The sequence below is a fragment of the Nonomuraea sp. NPDC005730 genome (genome assembly GCF_040630865.1).
Lineage (GTDB): Bacteria > Actinomycetota > Actinomycetes > Streptosporangiales > Streptosporangiaceae > Nonomuraea.
Window position 1 is genome coordinate 1 of record NZ_JBEXYK010000011.1, and the last position, 15,343, is coordinate 15,343.

The window sequence follows — 15,343 nt, forward strand, 5'->3', positions numbered from 1 at the left end:
TGTTTGATCAAAAAGCGTAAGTGTGGGGTATGCGCGTCATCACCTTCCAAGAGCCTGGCGCGCCGGGGCCGGTCGGGCCGGTCGCCGCGCCCTGAGGGCCCGCCGCACCCTGGGGGCCGCCCGCCGGTGCCTGCGGGACGCCGGGGGCGGGACGGTTGTCGGGACCGGGCTGCCGGGGCACGGCGTTGGTGCCGGTGGGCTGGGTCCAGGGACCGGGGTAGGCGTCCTGCGCCGCACCGGAGGCCCCCGCGTGCGGCCCGCCGGTCGCGGGGCCGGCCTGGTGCGGCACGGCCGGGGTGGCGGTCGCGCCGGTGACCGGCTCGATGGCGGCCTTGGGAGCGGGCTGGCCCGTGAGCCGGACGATCAGCTCGTCGGCGCTCGGCCGCTGCGCCGGGTCCTTCGACAGGCACAGGCCGACCAGTGCGGCGAGCTCGCCCTCCATCCCGCCGAGCTGCGGCTCCTCGTTCAGGATGCGGTTCATCACCACGGGGATCGAGTCGGCCCCGAACGCCGGCTTGCCGGTGGCCGCGTACACCATCGTGACGCCCCACGCGAAGACGTCGGCGGCCTCGGACACGGCGGCCCCGCTGAGCTGCTCCGGCGCCAGGTACGACGGCGTCCCCATCGCCATCCCCGTGGCCGTCGCGCCGGGGGAGTCCAGCGCGCGGGCGATGCCGAAGTCGATCACGACCGGCCCCTCGGGGCCCATGAGCACGTTCGCGGGCTTGAAGTCGCGGTGCAGGATCCCGGCCCGGTGGATGGCCGCCAGCGCGGTGGCCGTGCTGATCGCGAGCCGTTCCAGCGCCGCGCCCCGCCGCGGGCCCTCGTTGATGACGAGCTCGCGCAGCGAGGGGCCGGGCACGTACTCGCTCACGATGTACGGGCGGCTCCCGTCCAGGTCGGCGTGGAGGACGGGCGCGGTGCAGAACCGGGCGACCCGCTGCGCCACCGCCACCTCGCGCAGGAACCTGGTCCGCGCGTCGGCGTCGGCCACGAGGGCGTTGTGCAGCAGCTTGACGGCGACCTGGTCACCTGAGTCACTCTTGCCCAGATAAACGACACCTTGACCACCCTCGCCGAGCCGGGCGACGATGTCGTACGCCCCCAGCCGCCGCGGGTCGTCCGCCGCCAGCGGCTGGAACTGATTCACGTGAGACCCCCATCACAACCAACAGATGGGGCAAAACGCTACCAGCGTGACATGTGGGGCGTCTGCCGGACCTCTAACTAAGTCCACCTTTTGACGGGACATGTCAGTGTTTCGTCGCAGGTCGTGTCCGCGCCGGAGCCCAAGGTCACGGCTTGGCAAATTCAGATGGCCTTGCCCGGATTCATGATGCCCAGCGGGTCGAAGACCGCCTTGATGCCCTGCTGCACCTCGGCCGCCACCGGCCCGGACTCCAGCCCCAGCCAGCGCCGCTTCAGCACGCCCACGCCGTGCTCGCCGGTCAGCGTGCCGCCGAGCGACAACGCGTGCCGGAACACCTCGTCGGCCGCGGCCCACACCTGCGCGGGCGGCTCGGCGGTGCCGTGCTCGAAGATGAAGACCGGGTGCAGGTTGCCGTCACCGGCATGGGCGACCGTGCAGATCCGCACGCCGTGCCGGACCGCCGCCGCCTCGATCGCCGTGATCATCTCGGGCAGCGCCGAGCGCGGCACGCACACGTCCTCGACCAGGCACGCCCCCAGCCGCTCCTTGGCCTGGTAGGCCATCCTGCGCAGCCCGACCAGCTCCTCGGTCTCCTGCGGGTTGGTGGAGACGGCCACGAACGAGGCGCCGTTGTCCAGGCAGAGCCGTTCCATGCGGGCGGCCACGGCCTGGCCGTCGGTGGCGTCGGACTGGCCGATCAGCATGGCCTGCGTGGCCGGTTCCAGCCCGATGTTGCGCCAGTCGTCGATGGCCTCCAGCGTGGCCCGGTCCAGCAGCTCCATCAGCGAGGGCTGGCAGCCCGCGGCCATGATCGCCGACACGGCCGCGCCCGCCTCGCGCAGCGAGCCGAACTCGGCGGCGAACGTCGCCGGCGGCGCGGCCGGCGCCCGCCGCAGCCGCACGGTGGCCGCGGTGATCACGCCCAGCGTGCCCTCCGAGCCGACGAACAGCCCGGTCAGGTCGTAGCCGGTGACGCCCTTCATCGTGCGCCGGCCGGTGTTCAGGATCCGCCCGTCGGCCAGCACGACCTCAAGGCCGAGCGTGGCGTCCCTGGTGACGCCGTACTTCACGCAGCGCAGGCCGCCGGCGTTGGTGGCCAGGTTCCCGCCGATCGTGGAGATCTCGTACGACGAGGGGTCCGGCGCGTACATCAGCCCGTGCTCGCGGGCGGCGCGGTCGAGGTCGGCGGTGATGACGCCCGGCTCCACCACGGCGATCTCGTCGGCGGGCGAGAGCTCCCTGATGGCCGTCATCCTGGCCAGCGACAACACGATCGTCCCGTCGCCGGCGGTGGCCGCGCCCGCCAGGCCCGTGCCGGCGCCGCGCGGCACGACCGGCACCCGGTGCTCGGTGGCCCACCGCAGGGTCGTCACCACGTCCTCGCGCGAGGCGGCGAGCACCACGCCGAGCGGCTTGCCCGGCTCGACGAACGTGCGGTCGCGGGCGTAGGAGTCGATCACGTCCGGGTCGGTCAGCACGCGAGCTTCGGACAGCGAGTTCACCAGGGCATCAATCGGTCTCACACCTGCACCTTACGGTTTGCGCGGACCGTTCCTTAAGGCCAGACTGCCCTGGGTGGAAGTCAGGTGCCCGGTATGTACGCAGGCTGACCAGCTCGTCTCGGTTCCGGGCGCGGTCGCCTCGGGGACGACATACCGGATCGGAAGGGTCAGGCTGCCCGGCCAGCGCGAGGTCGCCGACCTGCCGACAGCGCCGTCGATGGGCGCGTCGAAGCACGTCATGAGCCGTACGCAGCTCGCGGTGTGGATGTCGTTCCCCAGCCGCCACTACACGCCCTGGGCCAGGAACCAGGGGTGGATCATGCTCGGCGTGGCGGCCCTGGTGCACCTCGTCGTGTCGCTGGTGATCGCGATGGGCAAGGACTCGCAGTGGAGCGAGGTGCTGCTCGCGCCGTTCTGCCTCACCGGGCTGTTCTGGGGGCTCGGGCTGCTGTTCGTGCTCGGCGCGCGCGGCGCCCGCAGGCGCGACCACGCCGAGGCCCCGGCCCGGGAGAAGGCGCTGGCCGTGTGGGAACGGCTGTACTACTGCGCCCGCGACAACGTCGCGTTCGAGCCGGGGGTCGGCGTCTCGTTCCATCCGGGCGAGACGCGCGAGTACATCTTCGGCTTCCGGGGCCGGGCGATCTAGCCGCGCTCCTCCGCCACCAGGCGGACGCAGACGGCCAGGCCCTCGATGGCCTGCTCCAGCTCGTCCAGCTCGGGGAAGGTGGGGGCGATGCGGATCGTGCGGTCGGCCGGGTCCTGGCCGTAGGGGTGGGTGGCGCCGGCCGGGGTGAGCGCGATGCCCGCGGCCTTGGCCCTGGCCACGACCTCGGCGGCGTGCGGCACCTCCAGGCTGATGAAGTAGCCGCCGCGCGGGCTGGTCCAGGTGGCCAGGCCGCCGAGCCGCTCGGTCAGCACCTTGTCGACCAGCTCGAACTTCGGCCCGATCAGCTCGGCGTGCCGCCGCATGTGCGCGGCCACGCCCGCGGCGTCGCGCAGGAACTCCACGTGCCGGAGCTGGTTGAGCTTGTCGGGGCCGATGGACTGCTTGGCGGTGTTGGCGAGGAACCACTCCACGTTCGCCGGCGAGGAGCCGAAGAACGACACGCCCGAGCCCGCGTACGTCACCTTCGAGGTGGAGGCGTAGACGAACACGCGGTCGGCGTTGCCGTGCTCGGCCGCCAGCGCGAGCAGGTCGGCCAGCTCGTCCGGCGTGTCGGTGAGGTGGTGGACGGCGTAGGCGTTGTCCCACATGATCCGGAAGTCGGGGGCGGCCGTCGGCATGGCGGCCAGCCTGCGCACGGTCTCGTCGCTGTAGGTGACGCCGGACGGGTTGCTGTACTTCGGCACGCACCAGATGCCCTTGACCGCCGGGTCCGCGGCGACCAGGCGCTCCACGACGTCCATGTCCGGGCCGTCGGCGTTCATCGGGACGGCCGTCATCTTGATGCCGAGCCGCTCGCAGATGGTGAAATGCCGGTCATAGCCGGGCACCGGGCACAGGAACGTGATCTCCGGCTCCTCGACCCAGCGGCGCTCGGCCCCCGGCACCTTCGACAGCAGCGCGTGCACGATCGTGTCGTGCATCAGCGTCAGGCTGGAGTTGCCGCCCACGACGAGCTGCCCGGCGGGCACCTGGACCAGCGGCGCGAAGATCTCGCGCAGCTCGGGCAGGCCCTGGAGGTTGCCGTAGTTGCGGCCGTCGGTGCCGTCGGCGGCCTTGACGGAGGTGGGCAGCTTGAGCATGCCGTCGGAGAGATCGAGCTGGCGCGGTGACGGCTTGCCCCGGGTGAGGTCGAGCGAGAGCCCCCGCTGGACGAGGGCGGCGTAGTCACTCTGTGCGGTCACGAGATCTCTCCTCCGAGTCGGTTCGGTCCAAAGGATAGAAGAAATCCACCAGGGGTCCGGTAATCGCCCGGCATGTGGGACACCGGTTCAAAGACGTTCTAAAGAAGCGCTTCCCGTCCGGCGATCGCCGGAGTGGAATGGAGGACATCGGGCAGGCACAACTCCGCGAAGGAGGGAGCAGCCGTGGCGACTGTTCGGCAGACCTCGATCGAGCAGGTCAGGCGCCGCCGTACCGGGACCGTCATCGCCTCCTGGCTCTCGACGACCGACCACAAGGTCATCGGGTACCTCTACCTGATCACCTCCTTCGGCTTCTTCCTCGTCGCGGGCGTCATGGCCATGCTGATCAGGGCCGAGCTGGCGCAGCCCGGCATGCAGGTGCTCAGCCAGCAGCAGTACAACCAGCTGTTCACCATCCACGGCACGGTGATGCTGCTGCTGTTCGCCACGCCGCTGTTCGCCGGGTTCGCCAACGTGGTCATGCCGCTGCAGATCGGCGCGCCCGACGTGGCCTTCCCCCGGCTGAACGCGGTGGCGTACTGGCTGTTCCTGTTCGGCGGGCTCATGGTGCTGGCGGGCTTCCTCACCCCGGGCGGGGCCGCCGACTTCGGCTGGTTCGCCTACACGCCGCTGTCGTCGGCCATCCACTCGCCGCAGGTCGGCGGCGACCTGTGGATCATGGGCCTGGTGATGTCCGGCCTCGGCACGATCCTCGGCGCGGTCAACTTCATCTCCACGATCATCGGCATGCGCGCCCCGGGCATGACCATGTTCCGCCTGCCGCTGTTCACCTGGAACGTGCTGCTGACCAGCATGCTCGTGCTGATGGCCTTCCCCGTGCTGGCCGCCGCGCTGCTGGTGCTGGAGTCGGACCGCAAGCTCGGCACGCACGTCTTCGACGGCGCGAACGGCGGGCCGCTGCTGTGGCAGCACCTGTTCTGGTTCTTCGGCCATCCCGAGGTCTACATCATCGCGCTGCCGTTCTTCGGGATCATCACCGAGGTGATCCCGGTGTTCAGCCGCAAGCCGATCTTCGGCTACATGAGCCTGATCGGGGCCACCATCGCCATCGCCGGGCTGTCGATGACCGTGTGGGCGCACCACATGTTCGCGACCGGGCAGGTGCTGCTGCCGTTCTTCTCGTTCATGACGTTCCTCATCGCGGTGCCGACCGGGGTGAAGTTCTTCAACTGGATCGGCACGATGTGGCGCGGCCATCTGTCGTTCGAGACGCCGATGTTGTTCGCGGTCGGGTTCCTGGTCACGTTCCTGCTCGGCGGGCTGACCGGCGTCATCCTGGCCTCGCCGCCGCTGGACTTCCAGATCAGCGACACCTACTTCGTCGTCGCCCACTTCCACTACGTGGTCTTCGGCACGGTCGTGTTCGCCATGTTCGCCGGCTTCTACTTCTGGTGGCCGAAGATGACCGGCAAGATGCTGGACGACCGGCTCGGCAAGGTGCACTTCTGGACGTTGTTCGCCGGCTTCCACACCACGTTCCTCGTCCAGCACTGGCTCGGCCAGCTCGGCATGCCGCGCCGGTACGCCGACTACAGCCCGGCCGACGGCTTCACCGCGCTCAACGAGATCTCCTCGGCCGGGGCGTTCCTGCTCGGCGCCTCGACGCTGCCGTTCCTCTACAACGTGTACAAGACGGCCAGGCACGCGCCCAGGGTCACGCTCGACGACCCCTGGGGCTACGGCAACTCGCTGGAGTGGGCGACCTCCTGCCCGCCGCCGCGGCACAACTTCACCAGCATGCCGCCGATCCGCTCCGAGCGGCCCGCGTTCGACCTGCACTACCCGCACGAGGACGCGACGCCCGCGGTGGAGCCGGACACCGGCCCCGAGCAGCCGCCGCCGGTGCTCGCCACCGACTGACCCTCCGGGGGATCCGGCGTTTCAAGATCGCGTTGTTCCGTTTATGCGAGGCCATTGCGGGCGACGCCGCCGCGGCAATTCTGTTGGTCAAAATGTCGTAGTTTGATCACATTTCAACAACGTACTTTACGACCCGTTTATCCACCCTCTAGCGTCCGGCATTGCACACCCTATGGCCATGCGCCCGGCGACCCCGGGCAGAGAGGGTACCTGGTGCCAAGCTCAAAGCGCCTGTTAGTCGTGTTCCCGGCGGTCGCCCTCCTCGGCGCCGCGCTGACCGTCCCGGCGGCCCAGGCCACGTCAGTGGCCAGCTACCAGCCCTCGGCGGCGGACTACTACATCAACTACGCGCCCCCGCGGGTCGAGAAGGAGCCGCAGGAACCCGGCCTGAACAAGGGCAAGGCCCGTTCGCTCTCACCGGCGGAGAAGTTCGACAGGAAGTTCGTCAGCGGGAACCCCGCCGCGGCCCGCGTCCTCGCCGCCCGCGAGAACCAGGCGATCAGGACCGGCCGCAACCCGGCTGAATGGATCTTCAAGAACTCCAAGCAGGTCAAGACCGCCAAGCTCCTCACCGTCCTGGTCGAGTTCAACGAGCAGGCGAACGACGACTTCTCCGGCTTCAACCGGCTGCGCACCACCGACAGCCCGCCGGACGACTGCGTGGTCGAGCCGCCGGGCACGCTCAAGAACGGCCCGCTGCACAACAACATCCCCGACCCGGCGACGCTGCCGCAGAAGGACAACAACTCCTTCTGGCTGAAGGACTTCAGCACCGACCACTTCAACAAGATGCTCTACAGCGACAAGGGCATCACCGAGCGCGTGCGCAAGGACCTGAAGGACCCGCGCGACGGCAAGCCCGGCATCGACATCTCCGGCTTCACGATGAAGAAGATGTACGAGGAGCTGTCCAAGGGCGCCTACTCCGTCACCGGCTCGGCGGTCGGCTGGATCAAGGCCCCGCACTCCGAGGCGTACTACGGCGCCGCGGCCTGTGGCGGCCAGCCGCAGGACATGTCGGGTCACCCCAGCAACCCGACCGGCGCGGGCCAGCTCGCCATCGACACGGTCAACGCCCTGGCCGCGGCCCAGCCGAACTTCCCGTGGGCGGACTACGACCTGGAGGACGTGGCCGACTCCGACGGCGACGGCAACTTCAACGAGCCCGACGGCGTCATCGACCACCTGGTGATGGTGCACGCCGGCAAGGACAAGTCCTCCGACGGCGGCGCCGAGGGCACCTACGCCATCTGGGCGCACTCCAGCGCGGTCGCGGGCGGCTACAAGATCCCCGGCAGCGACAAGAAGATCTCCAACTACATCGTGCAGCCCGAGGACTCCGGCGTCGGCGTCTTCGCCCACGAGTACGGCCACGACCTCGGCCTGCCCGACCTGTACGACACCAGCGGCCAGGCCAGCTCCGCGGTGGACTTCTGGGACCTGATGTCCAGCGGCTCCCACTCCGGCCCCATCTTCCAGTCCATGCCCACGCACATGGGCCTGTGGGACAAGTGGGTGCTCGGCTGGGCCAACCCGAAGACGTTCAACCCGGGTGACGCCAGCAGGCTCGTCACGGTCGGGCAGTCCTCGCGCACGCCCAAGCTCACCGAGGACGGCGTCCGGGTGAACCTGGCCTCCACGCCGCTGAAGATGATCGACCCGCACAGCGGCACCAAGGCCTGGTGGTCCAACCTGGACCAGGACTGGGCCAACCAGACCCTGACCCGCGACGTCCCGGTGCCCGCGGGCTCCGACGTGCGGTTCTGGATGTGGAACAACTACGAGATCGAGCAGGACTGGGACTTCGGCTTCGTGGAGGTCTCGACCGACGGCGGCCAGACGTGGACCCAGCTCAAGGTCTACGACGAGGCCGGCACCGAGGTCAGCACCCCCGACGGCTACCCCGACCCGAACAAGAACCTCAAGACGTTCGGCAACAAGAAGTACGGGCTCACCGGTGACACCGGCGGCCAGTGGCGGCACGACTACGTCAACCTGACGCCGTACGCCGGGCAGTCGATCAAGCTGCGCCTGACCTACAACACCGACGCCGCCTTCGAGCCGCGCGGCTGGCACGCCGACGACTTCTCGCTCACCAACGGCGGCACCGCCGTCTGGAGCGACGACGTCGAGAACGGCGACAACGGCTGGAAGGCCACCGGCGGCACGTTCACCAACACCAGCGGCCAGGGCTGGACCGTCAACAACGGCTCGCGCGAGATCTCCCGCTTCTACCTCGCCGAGTGGCGCAACTTCGACGGCTTCGACAAGGGCCTGCAGTACGCCTACGACACCAACTACTCCCGCGACGGGGCGTGGAAGGTCGAGAAGGTCAAGTACAACGCGCCCGGCCTGCTGGTCTGGTACCGCGACTCGACCTTCACCAACAACTCGGTGGTCAACAACCTGACCCTGCCGCCGAGCATCGGCTCCAAGGGCAGCCTGCTGGTCGTGGACTCGCACTACGACCCGCTGCGCCGCACCGGCACCGCCGCCGAGAAGGACCCGACCAGGCACAAGAACCTGGAAGGCCGTACGCAGTCCTCGAACGCGGCGTTCTCCTTCAACAAGACCTACCCGCTGAAGGAGTGCCTGGAGGCGCCGGACGAGCCGTTCAGCGAGTACTGCACCAACGTCCCCGCGCTCAAGGGCGTGCCGAACTTCACCGACGCGAAGACCTGGGTTCCGGGCTTCGAGCTGCAGAACGGCTCGCTCTACTACCGTGACTTCGACGCCTCCACGGTGGTGCCGAGCAAGGGCGACCAGCCGTACAGCACCCGCGTGGTGCACCTGGACGGCACCCCCGCCACCGAGCTGTACGGGACCGACCTCGGCAACGGCCACGTCGCCGGCTCGGGCAACCCCGGCGACGAGGGCAAGGCGCTGGGCGTGCAGTTCAAGCTGATCAGCCCGCTGCCGGGCAACCTGGGCGCCATCGTCCAGGTCGTCCCGCCGAAGAAGTAGCGTGAGGAGGGCCGCCGGGTCTCCGGCGGCCCTCGATCCAGCACTGAGCGGCGGATACAGCGCCTACGATTGATGACCATGAGCGAACTGCGCACCAAGATCGAGCACACTGAGGCGATCCGGCGGGATCGCCGGGTGGCGGTGGTGGTGAACACTCGCTCACGCCGCGGCCGCCACCACTACTTCGAGGTCATCGAGCAGCTGCACAACCTGGGGTTCGAGCCGCTGGCCGAGCTGTCGGTCTACAACCCCAAGCGGCTGCGCGACCTGCTCGACACCGCCCTCGCCACCAACCCCGACCTGCTGATCGTGGGCGGCGGCGACGGCACCCTCTCCTCGGCCGTGCGCCACGTCGCCCACCGCGACGTGGCGCTCGGCGTGTTGCCGCTCGGCACCACCAACAACTTCGCCAGGAGCCTCGGGCTGCCGCTCGACCTGGCCGGCGCCATCCGGGTGTTCTCCACCGGCAAGGTCGCCGACATCGACCTCGGCATGGCCGGCGACCGGCCCTTCGCCAACCTGGCCAGCTTCGGCGTCTCGGTCGAGGTGGCCGGCCGGGTCAAGCCGTGGCTCAAGCGCATCGTGGGCCGTCCGGCCTACCCGATGACCGCGCTGACCGTCCTGCCGGGCCACCGGCCCTTCCGGGCCTACATCACCGTCGAGGGCCAGCGCCACGAGCTGCTCACCCACCAGCTCAACATCGCCAACGGCCGCTTCCACGGCGGCTGGCAGGTGGCCAGGGACATCAGCATCGACAACGGCATGCTGGTGGCCTACCAGCTCGGCTCTGGCAAGAAGCTGCGCCTGCTCGGCGAGACGCTGCTGCGGGCGACCACCGGCCGCTGGCGCAGCCTGGCGGGCGGCCCGTTCGTGGTCGGCCGGGAGATGTTGCTGGAGACCGACCCGCCGATGGCCGCCGACGTCGACGGCGAGGTGCGCCTGCGCACCCCGATCACGCTGCGCGTGGTGCCCAACGGCGTGCGCGTGATGGTCCCCGACTCCTTCGAGGACAACTGACCTCAGCCCTCGCCCAGCGCCCGGTAGGCGGGGGCGAGCGCGTCCGCCAGGCCGGCGGGCGGCGGGAAGACCCGCGGCAGCAGGTCGGCGGCGGCCGCGGCGGGGCGGCGTTCCGGACGGTGCGCGGTGGCGCCGGGGGCGTAGAAGTCGGCCAGCCGGTCGGCGAACGGCACGTCGGCCACCTCCAGCGGATCGGGCGCGGGCGGGTCGTCGGCCAGCGAGCCGAGCAGCTGCTCGCGGGTGCGCCCGCGCCAGGCCAGCACCAGGAAAGGGTCGTCGTCGAACGACTCGGCCAGCAGGTAGAGCACGGCCGACAGGTGCTTGCACGGGAACCCCCAGTCGGGGCACGAGCACTCCATGTCCAGGTCGCGCGGGAACAGGTCGACGCCATGGGCGGCGAACAGCTCCTCGATCTCGACCGGCATCTCCCCGGCCAGCAGCCTGGCCCGGTGGACGGCCTGCGCCGCGACGGCCTCCTCCAGCCGCGCCCACACGTCCTCGCCGTGGACGCCGATCCTGACCACGACGTCGTACGGCGCCGGCCGCGACCCCTGCACGGACGCCCGGACCAGCCCCGCCGACAGGTCGATCGAGAGCACCTGGCCCTTGCGGGCGTAGGCGCGGCCGCGGGACAGGCGGCCCTTGTCGCAGACGCGTTCCAGGATGTCGACGAAGCGCCTGGACCACCAGGCCGAGCCGATGCTGCCGCGCCGCGACCGGGCCCGCAGGCCGCCCTCGACCTCGATGGGGCCGCCGCCGTCGTACCAGTCGGGCATGGTCAGGACCCTCCCGTGAGGCGGAACACCTCGCGCAGCTCGTCGGTGGACAGCTCGGTCAGCCACTCCTCGCCGGCGCCGACCACCCGCTCGGCCAGCGCCTTCTTGCGCTCGATCATCTGGTCGACGCGCTCTTCGAGGGTGCCCGCGCAGATCAGCTTGCGCACCTGGACGTTCCTGCGCTGGCCGATGCGGAAGGCCCGGTCGGTGGCCTGGTCCTCCACGGCCGGGTTCCACCAGCGGTCGACGTGGATCACGTGGCTCGCCGCCGTCAGGTTGAGCCCGACGCCGGCCGCCTTGAGCGACAGCAGGAACAACATCGGCTCCCGGTCGTGCTGGAAACGCTCGACCAGACGGTCGCGGGTCTTCTTGGGCAGGCCGCCGTGCAGCCACAGGACCGGGCGGCCGAGCCGCTGGGCGAGGTAGGGCTGGAGCATCGTCCCGAACTCGGCGTACTGCGTGAACAGCAGCGCCTTCTCGCCCTCGGCCAGGACCTCCTCGGCCAGTTGCTCCAGCCGGGCCAGCTTGCCCGACCGGCCGGCCAGGCGGGAGCCGTCCTTGAGCAGGTGGGCCGGGTGGTTGCAGACCTGCTTGAGCCTGGCCATGGCCGACAGCACCAGGCCGCGCCGCTCGACGCCCTCGCTGTCGTCGATCCGGGCCAGCATGTCGTCCACGACGGCCTGGTAGAGCGTGGCCTGCTCGGGGGTGAGCGGGCACCACTCCTTGATCTCGATCTTCTCCGGCAGGTCGGAGATGACGGACCGGTCGGTCTTGAGGCGGCGCAGGATGAACGGGCCCGTCGCCCGCTTCAGCGCATCGGCGGCCTGCTCGTCCTGGTGGGCCTCGATGGGCTCCTGGAACCGGGTGCGGAAGCGGGCCCGCGGTCCGAGCAGGCCGGGATTGGCGAACTCCATGATCGACCAGAGCTCGGCGAGGTGGTTCTCGACCGGCGTGCCGGTCAGGGCCAGCCGGGTGCCGGTGGGGATCGACCGGACGGCGCGGGCCTGGAGGGTGCCGCTGTTCTTGATCGCCTGGGCCTCGTCGCACACCACCCGGCGCCACTCGTGCTCCCGCAGGGTCTCCAGGTCGCGGTGGGCGGTGCCGTACGTGGTGATCACCAGGTCGGCCTCCGCGATGCGGGCGGCGTCCCGGCCCGAACCGTGGTGGACGTACACACGCAGCCCCGGGGCGAACCTGGCCGCCTCCCGCTGCCAGTTGCCCACCAGCGACATCGGGCAGACCAGCAGCGTCGGCGCGGCGGCCCGCTCGTGGACGAGCAGCGCCAGCGTCGTGACCGTCTTGCCCAGGCCCATGTCGTCGGCGAGCACCCCGCCGAGACCCAGCTCCGACAGGAAGCTCAGCCACGCCAGGCCGCGCTCCTGGTAGGGCCGCAGCACGGCGTCCAGGCCCGGCGGGGTCGCGAGCGGGGTGAGCCGCCGCTCGGCCTGGCCCGACAGCAGGTCGCCGAGCACGCCGTCGGCGTCGACCGCCAGCAACGGCAGCTCGTCGTCGCCCTGGATGACGTGACGCAGCAGGTCGGCCGCCGCCGCCTCGCCCGCGCGCACCCCCTCCACCGCCCGCAGCGCCGCCTTGAGCTGCCGGTCGTCCAGCTCCACCCACTGGCCGCGGACCCGGACCAGCGGCACCTTGAGCCTGGCCAGCTCGGCCAGCTCCGCCTCGCCGATCGTCTCCTCGCCCACCGCCAGGTCGACGCGGAAGTCGACCAGCTCACGCAGCCCGAAGCCCTGGCTGACGGCCGCCGTCTGCGGCTTGGTCCTGGTGGTGAGCTTGAGCCCGAGCCGCGTACGGCCCGCCCAGCGCGGCAGCTGCACCCCGAACCCGGCCGCCTGGAGCAGCGGCGCGGCCTGGCGCAGGAAGCCGAACGCACCCGCCGTGTCGAGCGCCAGCTCGCTCGGTTCCGGCACGCGCAGGGCCCGGTCCAGCTCGGGGTAGAGCCGCACGGCCCGGCCGAGCCCGGCCAGCAGCTCGCGTTCCGGCCGGCCGGGCAGGCCCTTCTCGCCGCTCCAGACGCGGGCGGCCGGGATGTACAGGCTGGGGTCGTCGGCGGCCTGCAACGCCAGCTCGACCCGCCAGTCGTCGCCGGCGGCCGGTTCGAGCAGGCGGAAGCAGACGCGGGTGGCGCCCTCGGCCGCCATGACGGCCGCCCGCCAGCGGTCCAGCTCCTCGCGCAGCCCGGGGTCGTCGGGGCAGGCCGGGTCGCCGGTCAGCGCGGCCAGCCACCGTTCCCGCGGCGTCGTGGGGGCGGCGGCCAGGGGAGTGGTGACGGCCTGCCGGACGAGCGCGTCGGTGAACGCCTCCAGCGCCTGGAGCTGCACCCCGGCGGCCGGGCGCTCGGCGGCCCAGGTGCGGCAGGCGGGCGGCATGGCCAGGGCCAGGTCACGGAAGTAGGCGGCGTCGGCCCCGGTCAGCACGGGCCGCCACAGGGCCAGCGCGGCGCCGTCGGCATCGGGCGCGGGCACGAGCTGGGGGACGACCCGGCCGCGGCCGGCCAGGTCGCGGGCGAGTGCGGCGACGGCGGCCCAGTGGCGGACGGTGGCGGTGGCGTCGCCCGGCCGGCCGTCCAGCGCACGTAGGGCCTCGGCGGGCGGCAGCACGACCGCGGGCACCCGCCACGGCAGCAGCCGCGGCCTGGCCACCTCCGTCAGCAGCCCCGTCTCCGGCGAGGGCAGCGGCCCCTTGGCCGACCCCGGCAGCAGCAGCTCCAGCACCCTGGACGGCGGCCCGCCCACCCCGAGCCCCGGCGCGCCGGGCAGCTCGGCCGGGGACGCGGCGAACGGATGGGGCCGCTCGCCCGCCCCACGGGACACGGCGGCGGCCCGATCGGGAACCTCTCCCCAGAAGGCGAGCCCGTCACCCGCCCACACCCCGTGTACCAGCACCCCGGCAGGTTACCGCCGGCCCGGAGCGACCGGTCCGCGAGTCTTCTGCGGGCCGGGCCGCAAGTCGTACCATCGAAGTATGAACACTCCCGGATCGTGGTGTGAGCGGCCTGAGCCGCAGGCTCCCTCGTGCGAGCTCCCCTCACCGTGGAGCAAGCCGAAGCAGCCTGACAACTGGTGCGAGGCGCCCAAGTCGCCGGTGGCGTCCGTCCTCCGGTTCCTGCTGAAGGCCGCCAAGAGGTAATAACAGGCGGTCAGCTGGGTAGTCGCCTTGCTCAGCGGAGGAGGCGACGTCGTGAACGATACCCACAAGCTGGTCAGTGATCTGTCCGACCAGGTCTCCAGGCTCGTCAAGGACGAGCTGCGCCTGGCCAGGCTGGAGCTCGCGGAGAAGGGCAGGCGGGCGGGGTTCGGCGCGGGGCTGTTCGGCGCGGCCGGGATGGCCGCGTTCTTCGGCGGTGCCGCGCTGGTGACCGCCGTCGTCCTGCTCCTCGCTCTGGTCATGCCCGGGTGGGCGGCCGCCGCGATCGTGGGGGCGGTCCTGCTCATCGCCGCCGCCCTGCTCGGCCTGACCGGAAAGAACCAGGTGAAACAGGCCACGCCGCCGGTCCCCGAAGAGACCATCGCGAGCGTCAAGGCCGATATCGACATGGTCAAGGAGAGGGCACGCCGATGAGCGAGACGGACCCCGGATACAGCGAGCAGCACGCCGGTGACGTGGGCGCCCGCAGGGCGACCGTCGGCACGCCGACCGAACGCGAGTCGATCAACGTGCCTCCGACGAGACCGGGGGCTGCGGAGAACGCCGAACGGGCCGAGCTGGCCCGGCAGGAGCACGAGACCTTCATCCCCGAGCCCCCCGTGCCCGACGACCGGACCGAGGCGGTGGAGAGCCGCGCGGTCGAGGAGGAGTCGTTGGCCGGAGGCCGCGGCGAGGACGACGAGGAAGAGGAAGAGGACGACGTGCGAAAAAGCATCAAGGAAACCAGGAACGAACTGGGCGACACGGTCAGCGCCCTGGCCCACAAGGCCGACCTCAAGGGCCGGGCCACCGAGGCGGCGGGCACGGCCAAGGGCAAGGTCGCCGAGATGACCGGCGTGGCCAAGGGCAAGGCCGCCGAGGTGACCGGCACGGCCAAGGGCATGGCCGGCGAGGTCGCGGGCAAGGTCCGCGAGGCCACGCCCCACCAGGTCAAGGACGCCGCCACCGGGGCACGCAAGCGTCCCGTGCTGCTGCTGGCCGCGGCGGCGGCGGTGACGGCCCTCGTCGTCAGGCGCCTCAGGAAGCGCAACAGGGCGAAGTAG

Annotated in this window: 11 protein-coding genes; 6 read left to right on the top strand and 5 right to left on the bottom strand. The window is 71.1% G+C overall.

Annotated features, from left to right (window positions below; all coding sequences use genetic code 11):
• Positions 1-7: 7 nt before the first annotated feature.
• Together ABZ444_RS16290 and ABZ444_RS16295 are read right to left on the bottom strand one after the other, a co-directional pair.
• The gene (locus tag ABZ444_RS16290; protein ID WP_357996716.1) at positions 8-1,150 is read right to left on the bottom strand and encodes a protein kinase; all 1,143 of its coding nucleotides are present in this window, start codon (positions 1,148-1,150) and stop codon (positions 8-10) included.
• 161 nt (positions 1,151-1,311) lie between these two features.
• Complete coding sequence (locus tag ABZ444_RS16295) at positions 1,312-2,673, bottom strand: FAD-linked oxidase C-terminal domain-containing protein (RefSeq protein ID WP_357996719.1); 1,362 nt, start codon at positions 2,671-2,673, stop codon at positions 1,312-1,314.
• Between the two features lie 52 nt (positions 2,674-2,725).
• Here ABZ444_RS16295 and ABZ444_RS16300 point away from each other — a divergent pair, with 52 nt between their 5' ends.
• The gene (locus ABZ444_RS16300) at positions 2,726-3,298 is read left to right on the top strand and encodes a hypothetical protein (RefSeq protein ID WP_357964553.1); all 573 of its coding nucleotides are present in this window, start codon (positions 2,726-2,728) and stop codon (positions 3,296-3,298) included.
• On the opposite strand, the gene ABZ444_RS16305 is transcribed toward ABZ444_RS16300, so the two are convergent.
• The gene (locus ABZ444_RS16305) at positions 3,295-4,500 is read right to left on the bottom strand and encodes an aminotransferase class I/II-fold pyridoxal phosphate-dependent enzyme (RefSeq protein WP_357996722.1); all 1,206 of its coding nucleotides are present in this window, start codon (positions 4,498-4,500) and stop codon (positions 3,295-3,297) included. The two genes, ABZ444_RS16300 and ABZ444_RS16305, sit on opposite strands and share 4 nt — an antisense overlap.
• A 183-nt stretch (positions 4,501-4,683) precedes the next feature.
• Between ABZ444_RS16305 and ctaD the strand changes: the two genes are divergently transcribed.
• The 3 genes from ctaD (at position 4,684) to ABZ444_RS16320 (ending at position 10,362) form a co-directional block, all read left to right on the top strand.
• The gene (gene ctaD, locus ABZ444_RS16310) at positions 4,684-6,381 is read left to right on the top strand and encodes a cytochrome c oxidase subunit I (protein ID WP_357996725.1); all 1,698 of its coding nucleotides are present in this window, start codon (positions 4,684-4,686) and stop codon (positions 6,379-6,381) included.
• A 213-nt stretch (positions 6,382-6,594) separates the two neighbouring features.
• Entirely contained in the window at positions 6,595-9,345 is a 2,751-nt protein-coding gene (locus ABZ444_RS16315) for an immune inhibitor A domain-containing protein (RefSeq protein ID WP_357996728.1), read from the top strand.
• 78 nt (positions 9,346-9,423) lie between these two features.
• Positions 9,424-10,362 (top strand): diacylglycerol kinase family protein, encoded by a 939-nt coding sequence (locus tag ABZ444_RS16320; protein ID WP_357996731.1) that lies wholly within the window; start codon positions 9,424-9,426, stop codon positions 10,360-10,362.
• A 2-nt stretch (positions 10,363-10,364) separates the two neighbouring features.
• Here ABZ444_RS16320 and ABZ444_RS16325 read toward each other — a convergent pair whose 3' ends face one another.
• Both ABZ444_RS16325 and ABZ444_RS16330 read right to left on the bottom strand, forming a co-directional pair.
• Positions 10,365-11,138, bottom strand: a complete 774-nt coding sequence (locus ABZ444_RS16325; protein WP_357996734.1) for an SWIM zinc finger family protein — start codon at positions 11,136-11,138, stop codon at positions 10,365-10,367.
• A gap of 2 nt (positions 11,139-11,140) precedes the next feature.
• Positions 11,141-14,038, bottom strand: a complete 2,898-nt coding sequence (locus ABZ444_RS16330; protein WP_357996738.1) for an SNF2-related protein — start codon at positions 14,036-14,038, stop codon at positions 11,141-11,143.
• A gap of 295 nt (positions 14,039-14,333) precedes the next feature.
• Here ABZ444_RS16330 and ABZ444_RS16335 point away from each other — a divergent pair, with 295 nt between their 5' ends.
• Together ABZ444_RS16335 and ABZ444_RS16340 are read left to right on the top strand one after the other, a co-directional pair.
• The gene (locus ABZ444_RS16335) at positions 14,334-14,714 is read left to right on the top strand and encodes a phage holin family protein (RefSeq protein ID WP_357996741.1); all 381 of its coding nucleotides are present in this window, start codon (positions 14,334-14,336) and stop codon (positions 14,712-14,714) included.
• On the top strand, positions 14,711-15,343 hold the full coding sequence (locus ABZ444_RS16340; RefSeq protein ID WP_357996744.1) for a DUF3618 domain-containing protein: 633 nt from the start codon (positions 14,711-14,713) through the stop codon (positions 15,341-15,343). Before ABZ444_RS16335 ends, ABZ444_RS16340 begins: the two co-directional genes overlap by 4 nt.

Coding starts and splice junctions, on each gene's coding strand:
- ABZ444_RS16320 (WP_357996731.1), top strand. CDS start 9,424: ATGAGCGAACTGCGCACCAAGATCGAGCACACTGAGGCGATCCGGCGG.
- ABZ444_RS16340 (WP_357996744.1), top strand. CDS start 14,711: ATGAGCGAGACGGACCCCGGATACAGCGAGCAGCACGCCGGTGACGTG.
- ABZ444_RS16325 (WP_357996734.1), bottom strand. CDS start 11,138: ATGCCCGACTGGTACGACGGCGGCGGCCCCATCGAGGTCGAGGGCGGC.